Genomic DNA, 17,870 nt, shown 5'->3' on the forward strand with positions numbered 1-17,870 from the left:
CTCCCGGATTTGCTGGCGTGACAGCGCCGAGAATGCGCCCCCATGAAAGCCGCCCGCCGCTCCATCGCCTTCTTCTCCGGCCTCCTGCTGTACTGCTTCGGCGCGGGCGCCGCCATGAAGTACGCCACCACCGGCCTGCCGCGCCAGGTCTATGCCCAGCTGGGTGGCCGCAACAGCCTTCAGGTCATGCTCGGCGAGGCCGTCGCCATTGCGCTGCTGCTCTTCATTGCCGCGCTGATCTGGGGCTATCTGACGCTGCGGCCGCAGCGCCGCCGGCACCGCCCCTATGTCGCGTGGATGATGTCCGGCGTCGGCGTGGCCTGGGCGGGCTGGTTGATCTTCGGCGCCTTCAGCTTCGCGCTGAAGCCGCGCGCCTACTCGGCGCCCCTGCAGAGCATGCTGCTGTCGTCCAGTGCGGCGCCGCTGTTCGGTGCCTTCAACATCTTCGGCGTCGTTGGCGGCGTCTGGCTGGCCGGCCGGCTGGCCAAGAGGCGCCAGGTCGGCTTGCCCACCACGCGCTCGCGCCGCCACCACGGCGAGGAGGAGGCGGCCGCTGATGCCGGTGCCGACAGCACGGTGTCGACCATCGCGCCGCACTCCGTGTCGCCACCGGTGAACTGAGCCGAGGCGCCCATGCCCCGCGCGGTCTGCCCGCGCTGCGAGCGTCCGGCCAGCACCTGCCTGTGCGCCACGCTGCCGGCGCCGCTGGCCGTGCGCACCGAACTGCTCATCCTCCAGCACCCGGCCGAGGCCGGCCATGCCAAGAACACCGCCGCCTTTCTGACGCTCGGCCTGAGCCCAGCCGCGTGCCTGCTGCGCGGCGAGGCTTTCGACCCCGCACTGGCCCGCCCCGGCACGGCGCTGCTCTACCCGGGCGAGGGCGAGGGGGCCACGCTGACCGACGTCAATCGCCTCGTCCTGCTGGACGGCAATTGGCGCCAGAGTCGCCGCCTGCTGGCAGTCAACCCCTGGCTGGCCGCGCTGCCGCGGCTGAGCTTGCCCGAGCAGCCCGGCCGCTATGCGATACGCCGAGCCCACCGCCCTGGCCAGCTGTCAACACTGGAAGCCGGTTTGCATGCCTTGGCCCTGTTGGAAGGCGGGCCGGAACGCTTCGCACCGCTGTGGGCCGCGTTCGATGCATTTGTTCAGGCAGGCCTGTCACGGCAGGGTGAAAGCGGGATGGCCTAGGATTTCGGGATGTTCTCGTTCCTGCGCCCCCTCCTTCCGGCTCTGCTGGCCGCCCCGCTGCTGGCCTTTGCCGCACCGCCCGAAGCGTCCACGGAGCATGTGCAGGCCCGCCTCGTCTCCAGCCAGGCCGCGGTGGCGCCGGGCCAGCGCTTCACGGTGGCGCTGGAGCAGAACATCAAGTCGCACTGGCACACCTACTGGCTCAACCCGGGCGACTCCGGCCAGGCGACGACGATCGACTGGAGTGGCGCCCAGGCCGGGCCCATCCAGTGGCCCACGCCGGCCATCCAGGCCATCGGCCCCATCGTCAACTACGGCTACGAAGGCCGCGCGGCCCTGCTCGTTGACTTGACGGTGCCGGCCGACGCCAAGCCCGGCAGCCGCTTCAAGCCGGCAGCCGAGGTGAAGTGGCTGGTCTGCAAGGATGTCTGCATTCCCGAGCAGGTCAGCCTGGGCCTGGACTTGCCGGTGTCGGCCACGGCCAAGGCAGGTGCCGATGCGGCCCAGATCGAGGAATGGCGTGGCGCCATTCCCAAACCGGCAAATTTCGCCGTGCAGCTCAAGCCCGCGCCGCAAGGTGCGCGCCTCAGCGGCCCGACGGCGGGCGTCACCAAGGCCTACTTCTTCGCCGACGCCTGGGGCGCCGTCGCCCACAGCGCGCCGCAGGCCTTCAAGGCCGAGGGCGGCGGCTGGATGCTGGACATCCCCGCCGGTGACGAGCCCGTGCCTGCCGGCAAGCCTCTGTCCGGTGTCATCGTGCTGACGACTGCGGCCGGCGAACAGGCCTGGACCGTCTCCGTGCCCATGCCCGAAGGCGCCGGCAAGGGACCCGGCCCGGCCGATCTCAACGCTCCTGCGGCCGAAACCGCTACGCCCGCCCCCGCGCCAGAAAGCGACCTCGGCCTGCTGCCTGCCCTGGCCCTGGCCCTGGTTGGCGGCCTGATCCTGAACCTGATGCCTTGCGTCTTCCCGGTGCTGTCCATCAAGGCGCTGGCCCTGGTGCGCGAGGGCAACCACAAGGCGGAGGGTCTGGCCTACACGGCCGGTGTGCTCGTCAGCTTCGCGGCGCTGGCGGCGGTGTTGATCGCGCTGCGCGCCGGCGGCCAGCAGGTGGGCTGGGGCTTCCAGTTCCATTCGCCGGTGTTCGTGCTCATCGTCAGCTATCTGCTCTTCCTGGTCGGGTTGAACCTGTCAGGGTTCTTCGAATTCGGCGGCAGCTTCACCGGTGTGGGCTCCAACCTGGCCGCGCGCCAGGGCCTGGCGGGCAGCTTCTTCACCGGTGTGCTGGCGGCCGTCGTCGCCACGCCCTGCACGGCGCCCTTCATGGGCGCGGCCCTGGCCTTTGCGTTGTCCCAGCCGGCGGCGGTGCTGCTGGCTGTCTTCCTTGCACTGGGCCTGGGCCTGGCGCTGCCCTTCCTGCTGCTGGCCTTCTGGCCCGCGGCGCAGCGCTGGTTGCCGCGGCCCGGCGCGTGGATGGACAAGTTCAAGCAGTTCCTCGCCTTCCCGATGTATGCGGCCGTCGTCTGGCTGCTGTGGGTGCTGGCCCAGCAGGCCGGCCCGGACGGCGTCGCGATGGCGCTGGGCGGCCTGGTGCTGATCGCCTTCGCGCTGTGGCTGCACCGCGCGGGCAAAGGCGTCGTCAGCGGCGTGGCGATGGTGGCCAGCTTCGTGCTGGCGCTCAGTGTCATTCACTGGATCAGGCCCGTGCCTGCCGACGCTCATGCTGCCGCACCGGGATCTGCCATCGAGGTCTACAGCGCCGGGCGCCTGGCCGAACTGCGCGCTCAAAACAAGCCGGTCTTCGTCAACATGACGGCGGCCTGGTGCATCTCCTGCCTCGTCAACGAGCGCGTCGCGCTGTCGCGCCCCGAGGTCAAGGACGCCTTCGCCAAGGCCGGCGTGGCCTATCTGAAGGGCGACTGGACGCGTGAGGACCCGAACATCACCGCCGTGTTGAAAGCCCATGGCCGCTCCGGCGTGCCCCTCTACCTCTACTACGCACCGGGCGCCGCCGAGGCCCAGGTGCTGCCGCAGATCCTTACCCCCGGTCTCATCGTCGAGGCCATCTCTGTGCCCCCCGCCTCTTCCAGGAGTTCGACATGACCTTGCTTCGCCGCAGCCTGCTCGCCGCCCTGATCCTTCCTGCACTGGCCCATGCCACGGCCAATGTCGACGCACCCGCGCCGACTTTCTCCGCCACGACGGCCGACGGCAAGACCGTCAATCTGGCCGACTACAAAGGCAAGACCGTCGTGCTGGAGTGGACCAACCACGACTGCCCGTATGTCAGGAAGCACTATGGCGCCGGCAATATGCAAACCCAGCAGAAAGCCGCTGCGGCCCAGGGCGTCGTCTGGCTGCAGGTGATCTCCTCCGCGCCTGGCCAGCAGGGCCATGTTGACGGCGCCACCGCGCAAAAGCTCAACGCCGACCGCGGCGCAGCGCCCACTGCGACCCTGCTCGACCCCAAGGGCGAGCTCGGCAAGCTCTACGGCGCGCAGACGACACCACACATGTACGTCATCAAGGCCGATGGCACGCTGGCCTACAAGGGCGGCATCGACAGCCTCGCCACGCCCGACAAGGCCGACATCGCCAAGGCCGAGCCCTACGTCACCGAGGCCCTGGCCGCGGTGGCTGCGGGCCGCAAGGTCGAGAAGGCGTCGACGCGGCCCTATGGCTGCAGCGTCAAGTACGCCAGCTGATCAGAAAACCGACAGCCCCGTCTTCGCGACGAACAGCTCCAGCGCCCGGCGGCCCAGCAAGGAGTTGCCGGTGCCGTCCAGCGCTGGCGACCAGACGCACAGCGTGAGCTGGTCGGGCACCACGGCGACGATGCCGCCCCCGACGCCGCTCTTGCAGGGCAGGCCGATGCGGAAGGCGAACTCCCCTGCAGCGTCGTAGGTGCCACAGGTCAGCATCAGCGCATTGACCCGGCGCGTCTGCGCCGTGCTGAGCACGGGCGTGCCGGCCAGCGGGTGGCGGCCGTCGCGGCACAGATAGCCGGCGGCGCAGGCCACCTGTTCGCAGCTCATCGCGATGGCGCATTGGTTGAAGTAGACGTCCAGCACCGTGGCGACGTCGTTGTCCAGCGTGCCGAAGGCCTTCATGAAATTGGCCAGCGCCGTGTTGCGAAACCCGGTGTCGGCCTCCGAGCGCGCCACTTCGGCGTCGATGCGGACGGTCTCGCCGCACAGCCGGCCCAGCAGCGCCAGCAACTCGGCCTTGGCGTCGCCCTGCGACACCAGCCGGTCCGCCACTGCGATGGCACCGGCATTGATGAAAGGGTTGCGCGGAATGCCGCGCTCTGTCTCCAGCTGCACCAGCGAATTGAACGGGCTGCCCGAGGGCTCGCGGCCGATGCGGTCCCACATGGCCTCGCCCAGCGCGCGAATCGCCAGCGTCAGCGAGAACATCTTGGACATGCTCTGGATGGAGAAGGGCACGGCGCTGTCGCCGGCCGCGGCCGTCTCGCCCGCGCAGGTGCGCAGCGCGATGCCGAACTGCAGCGGCGACACCCGCGCCAGCGCCGGGATATAGCTGGCAACCTTGCCGCCGGCCGTGGCGAGTTGCGGGCGCAGTTCGGCGTTGATCTCGTCGAGGATGAGCTGGAGGTCCATGGCGGCCATTCTGGCCCGGGACAATGCCTCACCCATGCAAGCTCTGCTCGACGTCATCGCCGCCTCGGCGGCCCTTCCCCAGGGCGCTCAACGCCTCTTCCACGGCCGCGGCGGCCTGCATCCCGGCTGCGAGCACCTGACGCTGGACGCCTACCCGCCTGCGCTGCTGCTGACCAGCTTTGAGCCGCTGGCCGACGAGGCGCTGGCTGCCATCGGTGCGGCGATCATGGCGCGCTGGCCTGAGGCGCCCTGGGTCTTCCAATGCCGCCAGGACGGCGGCCGCGTTCAGACGCGCCTGATGGCCGGCACCCTGCCCGAGCCGCACGTCGTCAGCGAGGCTGGAGTACCCGATACACGCTACCTCGTGCACCTGCTGCGCGGCCAGAACCATGGCCTCTTCCTCGACATGGCCGAAGGCCGGCGCTGGGTGCGCGAGCAGGTGCAACCGGGCGCCAAGGTGCTCAACCTGTTCGCCTACACCTGCGCCTTCTCGGTCGTGGCGCTGCAGGCCGGCGCGGCCGAGGTCGTCAACGTCGACATGGCCTCGGGTGCGCTGGCCATCGGCCGCACCAACCATGAACTCAACGGTGTGAAGGCGGGCGCCAGGTTCCTGGCACATGACATCTTCAACTCCTGGGGCAAGCTGACCCGCGGCGGGCCCTATGACCTCGTCATCTGCGACCCCCCCAGTTTCCAGAAGGGCAGCTTCGTCGCAACCAAGGACTATGCGCGGCTCGCAAAGCGGCTGCCTGCGCTGCTGGCGCCCGGGGGCCACGCATTGCTGTGCCTGAACACGCCCAAGCTGGGCCTGGATTTCCTGCACGGCGTGATGGCCGAGCACGCACCGGAGCTGGCATTCGTCGAACGCGTGGCGAATCCGGAGGTGTATGCGGACGTCTCGGCAGATCGAGGACTCAAGGTGTTGGCCTATCGCCTGCCCTGAGCCTGCCGCGCCTCAGGAAAGTCGCCCCAGCTCCGCCAGCAACTTCGCCCGCGCTGCCGGATCGTTGACTGACTCCGCCAGCCGGTTGAAGAACACCGCCCGGCTGTCCGTGCCGGCTGCGGCGCGCTTGATCAGCACCTTGGCGATGGGCCCGACATGTTTCGCCAGCAGAACCTGAGCCTTGTCCATGACGGCCTCGTTCAGCGGCCCGCCGATGAGGGTGCCGCTGCCCGCCGAGCCCGCCGTGGCGCCCTTGGAGCCACCGGCCGACGGCGAACCGGCCGTGCCGCCGCCTGCCGTGCGGTGGTGGCCGCCGGTGACCAGGCTGGCCTGGCCGAGGAAGGCGTCGCGCGCACGCGGGTCGGTGACCTGCTCGGCCAGCCTGCTGTAGAGCTCGTTGATGTCCTGGCATTCGCGTGCGGCGCGGCGCACCAGCACGCTGGCCAGCGGGCCGACATGCCTGGCCAGCGTCAATTCGGCCTGGGTGAGCTGGGCCTTGTCCCAGTGCGATGGCGTCGGGGCGCTGGCCGTGCCCGCCGTGGAGCCGGGCAGCGACGTGCCTGACAGCGAGGGCGGTGCGACAGTGGGCGTGGCCAGCGGCTGCGCGGGGCGCGCGCGCGCTGGCGCCAGCATCACGGTCTTTTCCCAGCCGGTGTCGTCGATGCTTTGACCGATGCCGTCGGTGATGGCCTGCTTGAATTCCTCGGCGGTGGCATAACGGTCTTCGGGGCGCTTGGCCAACGCGCGGGCAATGATGGCGTCGAACCAGCCCGGGCGCTCGACACCCTCGATGGTCGACGGCGGCTGCGGCATGTCGTTGACGACCTTGTACATCAGCGCCTCGGTGGTGCCGGCGAAGGGCGCGCGGCCGGTGAGGAGCTGGTAAAGCACGACGCCGGCGCCGTAGATGTCCACGCGCCGGTCCATGGGCTTGCCCAGGAACTGCTCGGGCGCCATGTGGCTGGGGGTGCCCACCATGTAGTGGGTTTGCGTGAGGTTGGTGCTCTCGATGCGGGCGATGCCGAAATCGGCCACCTTGAGCCGCCCCCCGGCCGTCGTCATGATGATGTTGGCGGGTTTGATGTCGCGGTGCCAGACGCCCTTCTCGTGCGCATGGCCGAGGGCATCGAGCAGCTGGCTCATGATGCCGGGGATGTCGGTGTCGGTGAAGCGGACCTTGGCGCCGAGGTAGCTGGCGAGCGAGCGGCCCTCGACAAACTCCATCGCGATGTAGGCCACGTTCTCGGCGCGGCCGAAGTCGTAGACGGCGACGATGCCCGGATGGTGCAGCCGGCCGGCAGCCTGGGCCTCGTTGCGGAAACGCGAGGCCGGTGCACCGGGGCTGTCGTCGTCGGCGTCGAGCTGGGTGCGGATGGTCTTCAGCGCGACGGTGCGCTGGATGTCGGGGTCGAAGCCCTTGTAGACGACACCCATCGCGCCCTCACCGAGAACCTCGGTGATGCGGTATTTGCCGAGCTGGGTCGGGTGCTTCTTGTCGCTCATGCGCTGAAATGACTCATGTGTCCAGCAGCTTCATGGCCTGCACGACGCTGGCCCGCATGCGAGAGAAGGAATGGGACAGCGTGGCGATCTCGTCCTTGCTGTTGGCCTGGAACTCGGGCGCATCCAGGTCACCCTGGCTGACGCGGTCGGCCAGCGCCGACAGGCGGGTGACGGGCCGCACGACAAGCATCCACACCATCAGGTTCAGCACGACGCCAACAGCGACGAAAACGCCGATCAGCGACGTGATGAAGACCTTGAAGGTTTGGTCAGCGCGCTGCAGCGGCACGCCCAGCGGGACTGAAACGACCTGCGCGCCGATGACTTCGTTGAGGTTCCAGCCAAAGCCGTTGGCGGGGCCGTACTTGGCGACCATGGTGGCCGGCGCGGCCTCGACGCTGCTGTGGCAGGCCAGGCAGGCGGGGTCGGTGATGCGCAGCGGGCGAGCGATGTACAACGACGGGCCGGCGGGCGTGTCGCGCGTGCCGACGGTTTCCTTCAGGTCGGCCGAGGAGCGGAACTGGCCGACGATGTCGACCTCCCAGCTCGTCGCGCGGTCGCGCGGGTTTGTCGGGTTCAGCGTCGCTTCCTTGTAGGCGAACTCGGGGTGCTTGGCCAGCAGCGTCCCCAGCACCTCGGTGGCGGAAAAGCTGGGCACCGTCTCCGGCAGGAACTTGTCGGTCATCTGCGAGACCAGCAACGGCTTGATCTTCGTGTTGGTGTAACTGCGCACTGCCAGTGCCTTCTCCATGAGCATCTGGGCGGTGGCGATGGTTTCCTGCTTGGCGTTGTCCTGCAGCAGATTGCGGGCGATGTAGCCGCTCAGGGCGATGCCCAGGCTCATCACGAGCAGGTAGACCAGATTGAATTTGGCGAGCAGTTTCATGGTGTTTTTCCCGGAGGCCGGCAATGGTAGTGCGCTGATGTGGCTGAGTGGCTTCGTGCTTGCTCGCGGTTCCCGGTGCAAATCCACAGAAGAAAGGGCGCCAGATCGAAGTTTGGCCTACCGATGCAGGCCCTGGCCGCGTCCTTCGGCCGCGGTGCCTGGCTGCGCATGCCCGCCTGGCCGCTGCGCACGCTGGCTGGCGAGATGTCCACGCTGCTGCTGGACGGCCAGAACGTCGTTCCTGCCGCGGCGCGGGCCGCCGGCTATCGCTTCCGCTTCCCCGCGCTGCAGGCGGCGCTGGCCGACCTGGCGGCCCGGCATGATGCCGGCCATGAACTCGCCCATTGACCGCTGCAACGACGGCAGTGCGAACCCGCCGCGGCTGCGCCGCGACATCAACCTCGGTACCCTGGCCGAGCTCCCGCGCGCCTCGACCGGCTGGCGCGCGACGCATGCCGAGCAACTCGCCCTCTTGAAGGCCGACGGCCACGAAGCCGTGCAGATCTGGCAGCCCACGCGCGAGGCCGCCCGGGCCGCGCGCGACGCTGGCCTGGCCGTCACCGGCATCTGCCGCGCACTGGTTCCAACCGAGGTGGACGCCATCGTGCGTGAGCAACGCGACCTCGGTTGCGAGATCACGACGCTGCACGTGGGCAACAGCTTCGAGACCGACGCCGAGATGGATGCCCTTGCCGCGGCCGTGCTGGAAGCTTCGGCGCGGCACGGCCACCCGCTCTATGTCGAGACCCACCGCGGCACGATGACCCAGGATCTCCGTCGCACGCTGGATCTCGTCGAACGCTGGCCGGCGCTGCGCTTCAACGCCGATCTGTCGCACTGGTACACCGGCCACGAGCTGACCTATGGCGGCGAGTTTCACGACCGCGCGCAGCGGCTCGCGCCGGTGTTCGAGCGCGTGCGCTTCCTGCATGCCCGCGTCGGCAACCCTGGATGCATCCAGACCGGGCTCGACGACCCCGGCGACTACCTCAGCCACTTCCGCTGGATGTGGCAGCGCTGCTTCGAGGGCTTTGTGCGCGGCGCCGGGCCGGGTGACTACCTGAGCTTCAACGCCGAGCTGCTGCCGCAGAAGATGGGCGCCGACTTCTGGCTGCACTACGCCCAGCCGCGTGTCGACCTGGCGGGCGACCGTTTCAACGGTGAGCCCAGCGACCGCTACGCGGACGCCGCGCGGCTGTGGCAGATCGCCGGCGAATGTTTCGAGGCGGCAACACGCGCAGTGGTGGGCGCGCCGCGCTGACATTCACTTCGCGGCGCATTGCTGGCATGTGAATGGCCCCGGCGTGACAGCCCTGCGTCAGCACATCGGCCGCTCTCGCGCCATACTGCTGCCACCATGCGCATCCTGCTCGTCGAAGACGACGAACAACTCGTCGAAACTACCGCCCGCGCGCTGCGCTCCCAAGGCTGGGTCGTGGACTGCACCGCCCGCGGCGAGCCCGTGCCGCGCTCGCTGAAGGAGGACGCCTACGACCTCCTCATCCTGGACATCGGCCTGGCGGGCATCGACGGCTTCGAGACGCTGCGCCGCGTGCGCGCCGAGAGCATCGCGGTGCCGGTGCTGATCCTGACCGCCCGCGACGCCGTCGAAGATCGCGTGCGTGGCCTGGAAGGCGGCGCCGACGACTACCTCGTCAAGCCCTTTGCGTTGACCGAACTGGTCGCCCGCGCCCGCGCCCTGGTGCGGCGCAGCCAGGCGCGCACCAGCAACCAGCTGCAGCTGGCGCGCCTGCGCATCGACCAGGAAGCCCGCCGCGCCTACATCGACGACGAGCCATTGGCCCTGTCCGCCCGCGAGTGGGATGTGCTGGGCTTTCTGATGGCGCGCTCCGGCAAGGTCGTGCCCAAGGAACACATCGCGCTGGCCAGCAATGCCTGGGACCAGGGCGTCARCGACAACGCCATCGAGGTCTGCCTGTCGCGCCTGCGCGCCAAGATCGAGCCGGGTGGCGTGCAACTTCGCACTGTGCGCGGCCTCGGCTACCTGCTCGAGGAAATAGGCTGACATTGGCTGAGGGTTCACGCTCCAGCCTGCAGCGGCGGCTGTTCGGCTGGCTGATGCTGCCGCTGGTGCTGGCCTTGCCCGTGCTCGGCACGGCGCTGTACGAGCAGGTCAGGCACAGCGCGCAGAGCTGGCTCGACGAGGGCCTGGAGGACACCGCGCTGACGCTGGCGGGCCAGATCGACGTGCGCAGCGGCGAGCCCCGCATCGATGTCAGCGCCACCATGGACCGCGCCCTGCGCTTCGACCGCCAGGACGATGTCTTCTACCTGGTGTTGGCGCCGCGCGGCGAGGTGCTGCAGGGCGATGCCGGCCTGGCCGAGTTGCAGCCCCGCCCGGCCCCGCAGGCGGCGGGCCACTCCTCCTACGGCGACGTCAGGCTGCGCGGCCGAGAGCTGCGCCTGGTGCAACTCGGCCATGACTGCGGCACCGGTGTCTGCCAGATCCTCGTTGCCGAGACCTTGCACAAGCGCGACGCGCTGCAGAGCGAGATCGGCAGCTCGGTCGCGTTGAACGGTGTGGCGCTGGCTTTGCTGCTGGCCCTGGCCGGCTGGTGGGCCATCCGCCAGGGCCTGGCGCCGCTGACGGGCCTGAGCGCCGAGCTGGAGCATCGCGACCTGCACCGGCTGACACCGCTGGCGGCCAGCCTGCCGCGCGAGCTGGTGCCACTGCAGGCCGCCTTCAACCGCCTGTTCGAGCGCCTGGCCCGCGCGGCCGGCGCCCAGCGCGAATTCCTGGCCGACGCGGCCCACCAGCTGCGCACGCCGCTGACCTCGCTGCAGACCGAGATCGAGCTGGCCATGCTGGAGCCGCACGACCAGCGCGTGGACCCGCTGCTGGAGCGGCTGCGCCAGCGTGTCGTGCGCAGCGCCCGCCTGGCCCAGCAGCTGCTGTCGCTGGCCCGCGCGGAGGACCGCAGCGTCGACGTGGGGCAGCGCATCGACCTGCGCGACATCGCCACCGAAAGCGGCCAGGACTGGGCCCATCGCGCGCTGCCTGCGGGTGTCGACCTCGGCTTCGAACTGGCCGAGGCGCCGGCGCTGGGCCATGCCTTCCTGCTGCGCGAGCTGCTCGAGAACCTCATCCACAACGCCGTCAGCTACGCCGGCGCAAGCGCCCGCATCACGGTGCGTTGCGGCAGCGATGCGGCCGGACCGTGGCTGGAGGTCGAGGACAACGGGCCCGGCATTGCGCCAGCCGACCGCCCCGCCGCCATGCTGCGTTTCCGCCGCGGTGACGCTGCCACGGGCACCGGCAGCGGCCTGGGCCTGGCCATCGCGGCCGACATCGCGGCCCGGCACGGCGGCCGGCTGGAGCTGCTGGATGCCCACGCCGGCCCGGGGCTGCGGGCGCGGCTCAGCCTGCCGCCGGTGCCTGCGGACCCAGCCCCAGCTGCTTGAAGAGATTCATCGCGACGACGACGCGCCGCCCCGGCGTGGCCGGCACCTCGTGCATGGTGATGCCCGGGAACATGATCAACGTGCCGGGCCGCGGCTGGTAGGCGCTGGTCTTGGAGAACACCAGCGGCGCGCAACCGGCTTCAGCTTCCAGGTAGACAACGCAGCTCAGGTCGGCCGGCCAGTGGTTGTGCGGGGCCGTGTAGTCGGCCTCTTCGTAGATGGCGCCCCAGCAGTGGGTGACGAGCAGGTCCAGCCCGAGCGAGTCGAGCTCGCCCGACCAGGCCTTGGGCGCGGCCGCCTTGGCGATCTCGACGACGCTGGCGCACAGCGGCAGCAGCTTGGCATTGAGCATGTGGCTTTTCCACGGGCTCATGTACACCGACTTCACGTTGGACTCGGGCGATTGCGGGTGGCTGACGCGCAACTCCTCGATGGCCTCGCGCGCCAGCTGCAGCCGGTCCGCGATCGGGCCCAGCTCGGCAATGATGACGGGCAGTTCGGTCTGGACGCTGGCGCCGACGATGCGTACGGAGTCGGAAGTGCTCATGCCGCGATTCTGGCCCTCGCGGCGCGCGGCCAAGGCCGGAAAAACCGGCCCGCTTCAGCCCAAAGCGTCGTACAGCGCCTGCATCTCCTGCGTCAGCTTGTGCCGCGCATCGAGATGAATCATGGGCCGGCTCAGCTCGTGCGATTCCTTGACCTTGACGCTGCTCGACAGATACGGCTGCAGCACCGGCAGGCCCTCGTCCAGCAGCTCCTGCACGACGCGCTGCGGCAGCGAGGCGCGGGCCTGGAACTGGTTGACGACGATGCCCTCGACCGACAGCTCGGGCGCGTGGTCGGCGCGGATCTCTTCAACGGCCTCCAGCAGCCCATACAGCGCGCGGCGCGAGAAGTCGTCGCAGTCGAAGGGGATCAGGCAGCCCTGGGACGCGATCAGCGCCGAGCGCGTGTAGAAGTTCAGCGCCGGCGGCGTGTCGATCCAGATCTCGTCGTAGTCGTCGGCCAGCGGCAGCAGCGCGTCGCGCAGCTTGTAGATCTTGTAGCGGCTCTCCAGCTTGCCGTGCAGCTCATCGAGCTCGGCGCTGGCCGGCATCAGGTGCAGGTTCTCCCACGGCGTCTCGACGACGAACTCGGTCGCGCCAGGTGCGCGCACGCTGAACTTCAGCGTTGACTCGAAGAATTCAGCCGAGCCCGGTGCGCCTTCATCCAGCGCATCGCCCATCAGGTAGCGGCTGGTGTTGCCCTGACGGTCCAGGTCGATGACCAGCACCCGCTTGCCCGCTGCCGCGGCAATCGCCGCCAGGTTGCTGGTGATCGTGGACTTGCCCACGCCACCCTTCTGGTTGAACACCACACGCCGCATCGCCGCCTCCGTTGCTGGATGCGGCGATTGTGCACTGCACAAAAGTCAGTGGGCCGGCGTGGTTTCGGCGAGCGGATGGGCGATGCCGCCATCGCCATAGGTGCGCACCACCTCGGCGATGACCACCTGGTAGCCCCTCAGCCATTTGGCCTGGGCCTGCTTGGCCTCGCGATGCGCGGGGTGGCTCATCAGCTGCTGCAGGGCCTCCATCGAGTCCCAGTAATAGACGTTGGAGATCAGCCCGTTCGCTGCGTTCTCCCAGGCTTCCTCGCCGAGGTAGCCGGGAATGGCGCGGGCGATGGCGGCGATGCGGTCGTCCAGCGCGAAGAAATCGGCGTCGTAGTCGCCCTTGGCGAAGGTGAAGGTGGAGGTGTACATCAGGTGATTGTCGCCAGGGCGCGCTCGACGAAGCGGCGCGGCACTGTCGTCTTGGGTACGCGCACCGGGAACCAACTGCGGATATCGCTGTCCACGCCGATGCCGTGCATGAAGTTGTACAGGCCCTTCTTCAGCCCCTGGCCAAGGCCGTCGTGGTCGGTGGGCGTGGGGTCGATGAAGGCGACGTCGTTCTTCGCAAAGCGGCCATCGGCGGGCAGGGGCTGTAGCGTGACGCCGTATTCCGCCGGGTTCAGTCCGACGGGCGAATGCACCGTGCAGGCGAAGCGGTGGAAGAAGCCGCTGTGGATGCAGCCGTTCTCGAACAGCTGGCGCACGTATTCCAGCGCGTCCACGGTGTCCTGCGTTGTCTGCGTGGGGAAGCCGTACATCAGGTAGGCATGCACCAGCACGCCGGCGTCGGCAAAGGCCTTGGTCACGCGCGCCACCTGCTCGATGGAGACGCCCTTCTTCATCAGCTTCAGCAGCCGGTCCGATGCCACCTCCAGCCCGCCCGAGATGGCGATGCAGCCGCTGTCGGCCAGCAGCTGGCAGAGCTCGGGTGTGAAGGTTTTCTCGAAGCGGATATTGCCCCACCAGCTGATGGCCACGCCGCGGCGGATCAGCTCCTCGGCCAGAGCCTTGAGCGCCTTGGGCGGCGCGGCTTCGTCGACAAAGTGGAAGCCCGTCTGGCCCGTCTCCTTGACGATGGCCTCGATGCGGTCCACCAGCACTGAAGCCGACGCGGCCTCGTAGCGCGAGATGTAGTCCAGGCTGACGTCGCAGAAGCTGCATTTCTTCCAGTAGCAGCCATGCGCCACGGTCAGCTTGTTCCAGCGGCCGTCGCTCCAGAGCCGGTTCATCGGGTTGAGCATGTCCAGCAGCGACAGATAGCGGTCCAGCGGCAGGCCGTCCCAGGTCGGTGTGCCGACGTCATCGAAGGGAATGTCGGGCTCGACGAAGTTGGTGTACCTGACCTCCGTGCCGTCGCGCCAGAAGGTACGCACCAGGCGCGTCTTGGAGCGCTTGCCGGCGACGTGCTCCAGCAGCGCCAGCAGTGGCCGCTCGCCGGCGTCCAGCGTCACGTAGTCGACAAAGTCGAAGACGCGCGGCTCGGCCAGTTCGCGCAGCTCGGTGTTCACATAGCCGCCGCCCAGCACGCAGACGACCTCTGGCCGTGCGGCCTTGATCGTCTGGGCGATGCGCAGGGCGGCGTAGACCGAACCAGGGAAAGGCACGGACAGCAGCACGACCTCGGGTTGGTGCTGTTCCAGCGCGGCCAGCGTCAACTTGTGCAGCGTGCGGTCGACGAGATTGGGCGGAGCGGCCAGGGCGGTGGCCAGCGGGTCGAAATGCGCTTGGGCCGCGGCTAGGGATTCGGCATAGCGGACGAACTCGAAGCGTTCATCCACGGCGTCGCGCAGCACGTCGGCGAGGTCGTTCAGGAAGAGGGTTGCGAGGTGGCGCGCGCGGTCCTGCAAGCCGAGGGCGCCAAACGCCCAGGCGAGCGGGTCGCCGCCGTCCTCGTCGACATAGGCGTCCAGCGAGGCGAAGCGCGCGCCCTCGGGGAGGAAGGCGCGGGTGTTGATGCGATGCGCCAGCGTCGGGTCGCGGCCCTGCAAAAAGCCGAGGACGCGCGGCGTGGCGGCCGCTATTGCGTCGAACTCGGCAGCGAACCAGGCGGTCTGCGGCGTGCGCTTGGCTTCGGGCAGCGCCAGCACGGCGTCACGCAACTGGGCCAGGCCGGCGGGCGTGAACAGCTCCAGCACCAGGGCCAGCGCCAGGTCGACCTGCTGCGCGTCGATGTCGCGCGAGCGCAGGAAGCCGGTCAGGTAAGCGGTGGACGGGTAGGGCGTGTTCAGCTGCGTCATCGGCGGGATGACGGAGAGCACGCGGGGAGACTGGCGAAGCATGGGCGGGATTGTCGCGGTGTAGCGTGGTGCGACATGGCTAGCAAACCGCCTCGCATCGCGCGAGGCGCGGGCAGCCGGCGACTTCTGTGCTGTGGTCCTCTGTAAAAGGTCGACTTCTTCCATACGGCCGGAGCGTGATCGGATGGGCGATGCCTCACAACCTAACTGACCGGTTTCACGCGTCGCTGTGAGGCTGGATCATGGATGTGTAACGGTGGCCGGACGGACCCGGAAGCGCCACTTGTTCACAGCGTTAAGCCGCGATTTCAAATACATTCTTTTTCACTGATGACAAAGGCACACCCGAGCGAAAGCCGGGGTCGCAAAGCTTCCGGTCTAAGGCCCGCCTGGCGGGTTACGACAGCGGGGTTGCCAAGGACAAGCCGCCGGCAGGTGCCGTCGACATGGCAGCTCTTCCGTCGCCGGGATGCGGCGCGACGCCCGACCGGGCGTGTGCGTAGGAATCAGCGCAACAACGAAAGCTGTCCATGAAGTCCACCACGCTCCCTCTTCGATTCGTAGTTCTGATCGAGTGGCGCCTGCACGCGGCGCTTGCGCTGCTGCTGACGCTGGCTGCATTGCTGTGGCCTGCACTGGCGCAGGCTGCACCGCGCGACAAGATTGCCGCCGATCTGCGCCAGGCCGTCGATTCGGCCGCTGCGCCTCGCCAGCGCTGGCAACAGGAACTGGCTGGTCGCCGCTACGTGCATACCCTGGTCGTCAGCGACGGGCGGGACGCCGAGCTGGTCGAGCTCCGCCGCGCGGTCGTGGCGGCGGGTGGCACCGTCTACTGGCGCTACCAGTCGGTGCCGGCGCTTTTCGTGACCTTGCCCGTTGACAAGGTTGACGCGCTCGCTGCGCGGCCGGACGTGCAGAGCATCTCGCCGAACCGGCGCGCGGCCCGCACGTTCAGCCTGACCGAGGCCTCCACCGGCGCAGCCGACGTGCGTGCCGCCACGATCGGCGCGGCGCGGGGCCTGGACGGCTCGGGCGTCGCCATCGCCGTGCTGGATTCGGGCATCGCTGGGAACCACACCGCGTTCACCGATGGTCAGCGCTCGCGGGTCGCACGCGCCGTCGACTTTGAGAAGGTGACGCAAGGCGGCGCGGACCGCGCCTGGCAACCCGGCGTCGACCGATCCGACGCGGCGCTCGATGAACGCCCCCAAGCGGCGGGCGGGGCGGATGCATATGGCCACGGCACGCATGTCGCGGGCATCGCTGCAGGCCGCTCGACGTCGCGTCTGCCCGAGTCGAGCGGCATTGCGACCCAGGCCTCGCTGGTCGACGTCAAGGTGCTTGACAGCCGCGGCGAAGGCGAGCTGAGCGATGTGCTGGCCGGGATCGACTGGGTCATCGCACATGCGAAGCAGCAAAACATCCGCGTGCTCAACGTGAGCCTTGCCGCCGATTCGACCGAGTCGTATCGGACCGACCCGCTGTGCGGCGCTCTGCGCGGCGCGAGTGCAGCCGGCCTCGTGGTGGTCGTGGCCGCCGGCAACTACGGCACGGACGCCTCCGGTCAGGAGCGCTACGGCACGATCAGCTCGCCGGGCAATGAGCCCTCGGTCATCACCGTGGGATCGGCCAACACGCAGGCGACTGCCTCGCGCAGCGACGACGCAGTCAACCATTTCAGTTCCCGCGGGCCCACCCGCGGCGGCCTGTTCCTGCCCGACGGGCGCCGCGTCGCCGACAACCTGCTCAAGCCGGACCTGGTGGCCCCGGGCAACCGCATCGTCGGCCCGATGGCGGCCGGCAGCACGCTCGCCACGGACTTCCCCTCGCTGTCGGCGCCCTATGGCGGCACGGCGCAGCCGCGGGGCCGCGAATTGATGGACCTGAGCGGCACTTCGGTCGCTGCGCCGGTGGTGTCCGGTACCGTGGCCCTGATGTTGCAGGCCAACCCCGGCCTGACGCCCCCGTTGGTGAAGGCGATCCTGCAGTACACCGCGCAGGCCCTGCCAGGCGCCAACCTGCTGCAACAGGGCGCCGGCCTGTTGAACGTCGACGGCGCGGTGCGGCTGGCCGGTGCGCTGCGCAGCGATCTCGCCACGGTCATCGCCAGCGGCCGCATCGCGGCGGGTGCGCCGCTGCTGGCGCCGGGCCAGGTGATGCCCGCGCCGGTGTCGATCATCGGCGGTCAGTCGGTGCCCTGGAGTCGCATCATCTTCGCCGGCGGGCGCCATCTCTACTCCGGCAGCGCGCTTTTCACCCGCTACCAGCCGGTGTACGACCCGGGCCTGTTCTGGGTGGGCGGCAGCGCGGCGCGCCTGATCGTCCAGATCCGCCCGGGCGTGGCGCTGTCGACGATCATGGCGTCTCCCGTGCCGTCGGGGCAGCGCTTCCTGACCGACGGCGTCATTGCACTGAATTCGCTGGTCGGCCGCAGTTCGCTGCTGGGTCGCACGGGCGTCTTCGTCCCCACCGCGACGCTTTCCGGCTGGCTGGCATCGGGCAGCGGCGTGGTCCTCAGCGAAGGCGTCGTCCTCAGTGAGGGTGTGGTGCTCAGCGAAGGGGTCGTCCTCAGCGAAGGCGTGGTGCTGAGCGAAGGCGTGGTGCTCAGCGAGGGTGTCGTGCTGAGCGAGGGCGTGGTGCTCAGCGAGGGTGTCGTGCTCAGCGAAGTTGCCCGCACCGGCGAACGATGATGGTT

At 69.1% G+C, this 17,870-nt stretch carries 17 protein-coding genes and 1 riboswitch; of the genes, 10 read left to right on the forward strand and 7 right to left on the reverse strand.

Annotated features, from left to right (window positions below; all coding sequences use genetic code 11):
• Positions 1-42 precede the first annotated feature (42 nt).
• From ACXJLH_RS20405 to ACXJLH_RS20420, 4 genes are read left to right on the forward strand one after another with little or no spacing between them, the layout of a single operon-like run.
• Positions 43-621 carry a hypothetical protein gene (locus tag ACXJLH_RS20405; RefSeq protein WP_457445907.1) on the forward strand — a complete coding sequence of 193 codons (579 nt, stop codon included), beginning with the start codon at positions 43-45 and terminating at the stop codon, positions 619-621.
• A gap of 12 nt (positions 622-633) precedes the next feature.
• The gene (locus ACXJLH_RS20410; RefSeq protein ID WP_457445908.1) at positions 634-1,188 is read left to right on the forward strand and encodes a tRNA-uridine aminocarboxypropyltransferase; all 555 of its coding nucleotides are present in this window, start codon (positions 634-636) and stop codon (positions 1,186-1,188) included.
• 9 nt (positions 1,189-1,197) lie between these two features.
• Positions 1,198-3,291: a protein-disulfide reductase DsbD family protein gene (locus ACXJLH_RS20415; protein ID WP_457445909.1), complete on the forward strand. Its 2,094-nt coding sequence runs from the start codon at positions 1,198-1,200 to the stop codon at positions 3,289-3,291.
• Positions 3,288-3,893, forward strand: a complete 606-nt coding sequence (locus ACXJLH_RS20420) for a redoxin domain-containing protein (protein WP_457319911.1) — start codon at positions 3,288-3,290, stop codon at positions 3,891-3,893. The genes ACXJLH_RS20415 and ACXJLH_RS20420 overlap by 4 nt, the downstream gene beginning before the upstream one ends.
• Here the strand turns inward: ACXJLH_RS20420 and ACXJLH_RS20425 are convergent, their stop codons facing one another.
• Entirely contained in the window at positions 3,894-4,808 is a 915-nt protein-coding gene (locus ACXJLH_RS20425; protein ID WP_457445910.1) for a glutaminase, read from the reverse strand.
• A 34-nt stretch (positions 4,809-4,842) separates the two neighbouring features.
• Here ACXJLH_RS20425 and ACXJLH_RS20430 point away from each other — a divergent pair, with 34 nt between their 5' ends.
• A complete protein-coding gene (locus tag ACXJLH_RS20430; protein ID WP_457319913.1) occupies positions 4,843-5,751 on the forward strand; it encodes a class I SAM-dependent methyltransferase in 909 nt (302 codons plus the stop codon).
• A 12-nt stretch (positions 5,752-5,763) separates the two neighbouring features.
• Here ACXJLH_RS20430 and ACXJLH_RS20435 read toward each other — a convergent pair whose 3' ends face one another.
• Both ACXJLH_RS20435 and ACXJLH_RS20440 read right to left on the reverse strand, forming a co-directional pair.
• Complete coding sequence (locus ACXJLH_RS20435) at positions 5,764-7,254, reverse strand: serine/threonine-protein kinase (protein WP_457445911.1); 1,491 nt, start codon at positions 7,252-7,254, stop codon at positions 5,764-5,766.
• A gap of 13 nt (positions 7,255-7,267) precedes the next feature.
• Positions 7,268-8,140, reverse strand: a complete 873-nt coding sequence (locus tag ACXJLH_RS20440; protein WP_056191831.1) for a c-type heme family protein — start codon at positions 8,138-8,140, stop codon at positions 7,268-7,270.
• A 123-nt stretch (positions 8,141-8,263) separates the two neighbouring features.
• Between ACXJLH_RS20440 and ACXJLH_RS20445 the strand changes: the two genes are divergently transcribed.
• The 4 genes from ACXJLH_RS20445 (at position 8,264) to ACXJLH_RS20460 (ending at position 11,563) form a co-directional block, all read left to right on the forward strand.
• Entirely contained in the window at positions 8,264-8,488 is a 225-nt protein-coding gene (locus tag ACXJLH_RS20445; protein ID WP_457389690.1) for a DUF1731 domain-containing protein, read from the forward strand.
• Positions 8,472-9,401, forward strand: a complete 930-nt coding sequence (locus ACXJLH_RS20450) for a hypothetical protein (protein WP_457445912.1) — start codon at positions 8,472-8,474, stop codon at positions 9,399-9,401. Before ACXJLH_RS20445 ends, ACXJLH_RS20450 begins: the two co-directional genes overlap by 17 nt.
• Positions 9,402-9,497: 96 nt before the next feature.
• On the forward strand, positions 9,498-10,166 hold the full coding sequence (locus ACXJLH_RS20455) for a response regulator (protein ID WP_457445913.1): 669 nt from the start codon (positions 9,498-9,500) through the stop codon (positions 10,164-10,166).
• A 2-nt stretch (positions 10,167-10,168) separates the two neighbouring features.
• Positions 10,169-11,563, forward strand: a complete 1,395-nt coding sequence (locus ACXJLH_RS20460) for a sensor histidine kinase (RefSeq protein ID WP_457351173.1) — start codon at positions 10,169-10,171, stop codon at positions 11,561-11,563.
• Here ACXJLH_RS20460 and ACXJLH_RS20465 read toward each other — a convergent pair.
• Genes ACXJLH_RS20465 through ACXJLH_RS20480 form a run of 4 tightly spaced genes read right to left on the reverse strand, consistent with a single transcriptional unit; the run spans position 11,520 to position 15,217 of the window.
• Positions 11,520-12,110, reverse strand: a complete 591-nt coding sequence (locus ACXJLH_RS20465) for a hypothetical protein (RefSeq protein WP_457445914.1) — start codon at positions 12,108-12,110, stop codon at positions 11,520-11,522. The genes ACXJLH_RS20460 and ACXJLH_RS20465 overlap by 44 nt on opposite strands.
• A gap of 54 nt (positions 12,111-12,164) precedes the next feature.
• Complete coding sequence (locus tag ACXJLH_RS20470) at positions 12,165-12,929, reverse strand: ParA family protein (protein WP_457445915.1); 765 nt, start codon at positions 12,927-12,929, stop codon at positions 12,165-12,167.
• Between the two features lie 45 nt (positions 12,930-12,974).
• The gene (locus tag ACXJLH_RS20475; RefSeq protein ID WP_056191846.1) at positions 12,975-13,307 is read right to left on the reverse strand and encodes an antibiotic biosynthesis monooxygenase family protein; all 333 of its coding nucleotides are present in this window, start codon (positions 13,305-13,307) and stop codon (positions 12,975-12,977) included.
• Positions 13,307-15,217: a B12-binding domain-containing radical SAM protein gene (locus tag ACXJLH_RS20480; RefSeq protein ID WP_457445916.1), complete on the reverse strand. Its 1,911-nt coding sequence runs from the start codon at positions 15,215-15,217 to the stop codon at positions 13,307-13,309. Before ACXJLH_RS20480 ends, ACXJLH_RS20475 begins: the two co-directional genes overlap by 1 nt.
• Before the next feature lie 286 nt (positions 15,218-15,503).
• Positions 15,504-15,594, forward strand: a riboswitch (cyclic di-GMP riboswitch).
• A 111-nt stretch (positions 15,595-15,705) separates the two neighbouring features.
• On the opposite strand from ACXJLH_RS20480, the gene ACXJLH_RS20485 reads away from it, so the two are divergent.
• Positions 15,706-17,865: a S8 family serine peptidase gene (locus tag ACXJLH_RS20485; RefSeq protein ID WP_457445917.1), complete on the forward strand. Its 2,160-nt coding sequence runs from the start codon at positions 15,706-15,708 to the stop codon at positions 17,863-17,865.
• Positions 17,866-17,870 lie beyond the last annotated feature (5 nt).

The organism is Roseateles sp. P5_E4 (genome assembly GCF_054049255.1).

What these genes read in the sequence shown, in the direction of transcription:
- ACXJLH_RS20405 (WP_457445907.1), top strand. Translation starts at nt 43, where the DNA reads ATGAAAGCCGCCCGCCGCTCCATCGCCTTCTTCTCCGGCCTCCTGCTG.
- ACXJLH_RS20410 (WP_457445908.1), top strand. Translation starts at nt 634, where the DNA reads ATGCCCCGCGCGGTCTGCCCGCGCTGCGAGCGTCCGGCCAGCACCTGC.
- ACXJLH_RS20415 (WP_457445909.1), top strand. Translation starts at nt 1,198, where the DNA reads ATGTTCTCGTTCCTGCGCCCCCTCCTTCCGGCTCTGCTGGCCGCCCCG.
- ACXJLH_RS20420 (WP_457319911.1), top strand. Translation starts at nt 3,288, where the DNA reads ATGACCTTGCTTCGCCGCAGCCTGCTCGCCGCCCTGATCCTTCCTGCA.
- ACXJLH_RS20425 (WP_457445910.1), bottom strand. Translation starts at nt 4,808, where the DNA reads ATGGACCTCCAGCTCATCCTCGACGAGATCAACGCCGAACTGCGCCCG.
- ACXJLH_RS20430 (WP_457319913.1), top strand. Translation starts at nt 4,843, where the DNA reads ATGCAAGCTCTGCTCGACGTCATCGCCGCCTCGGCGGCCCTTCCCCAG.
- ACXJLH_RS20435 (WP_457445911.1), bottom strand. Translation starts at nt 7,254, where the DNA reads ATGAGCGACAAGAAGCACCCGACCCAGCTCGGCAAATACCGCATCACC.
- ACXJLH_RS20440 (WP_056191831.1), bottom strand. Translation starts at nt 8,140, where the DNA reads ATGAAACTGCTCGCCAAATTCAATCTGGTCTACCTGCTCGTGATGAGC.
- ACXJLH_RS20445 (WP_457389690.1), top strand. Translation starts at nt 8,264, where the DNA reads ATGCAGGCCCTGGCCGCGTCCTTCGGCCGCGGTGCCTGGCTGCGCATG.
- ACXJLH_RS20450 (WP_457445912.1), top strand. Translation starts at nt 8,472, where the DNA reads ATGAACTCGCCCATTGACCGCTGCAACGACGGCAGTGCGAACCCGCCG.
- ACXJLH_RS20465 (WP_457445914.1), bottom strand. Translation starts at nt 12,110, where the DNA reads ATGAGCACTTCCGACTCCGTACGCATCGTCGGCGCCAGCGTCCAGACC.
- ACXJLH_RS20470 (WP_457445915.1), bottom strand. Translation starts at nt 12,929, where the DNA reads ATGCGGCGTGTGGTGTTCAACCAGAAGGGTGGCGTGGGCAAGTCCACG.
- ACXJLH_RS20475 (WP_056191846.1), bottom strand. Translation starts at nt 13,307, where the DNA reads ATGTACACCTCCACCTTCACCTTCGCCAAGGGCGACTACGACGCCGAT.
- ACXJLH_RS20480 (WP_457445916.1), bottom strand. Translation starts at nt 15,217, where the DNA reads ATGCTTCGCCAGTCTCCCCGCGTGCTCTCCGTCATCCCGCCGATGACG.
- ACXJLH_RS20485 (WP_457445917.1), top strand. Translation starts at nt 15,706, where the DNA reads ATGAAGTCCACCACGCTCCCTCTTCGATTCGTAGTTCTGATCGAGTGG.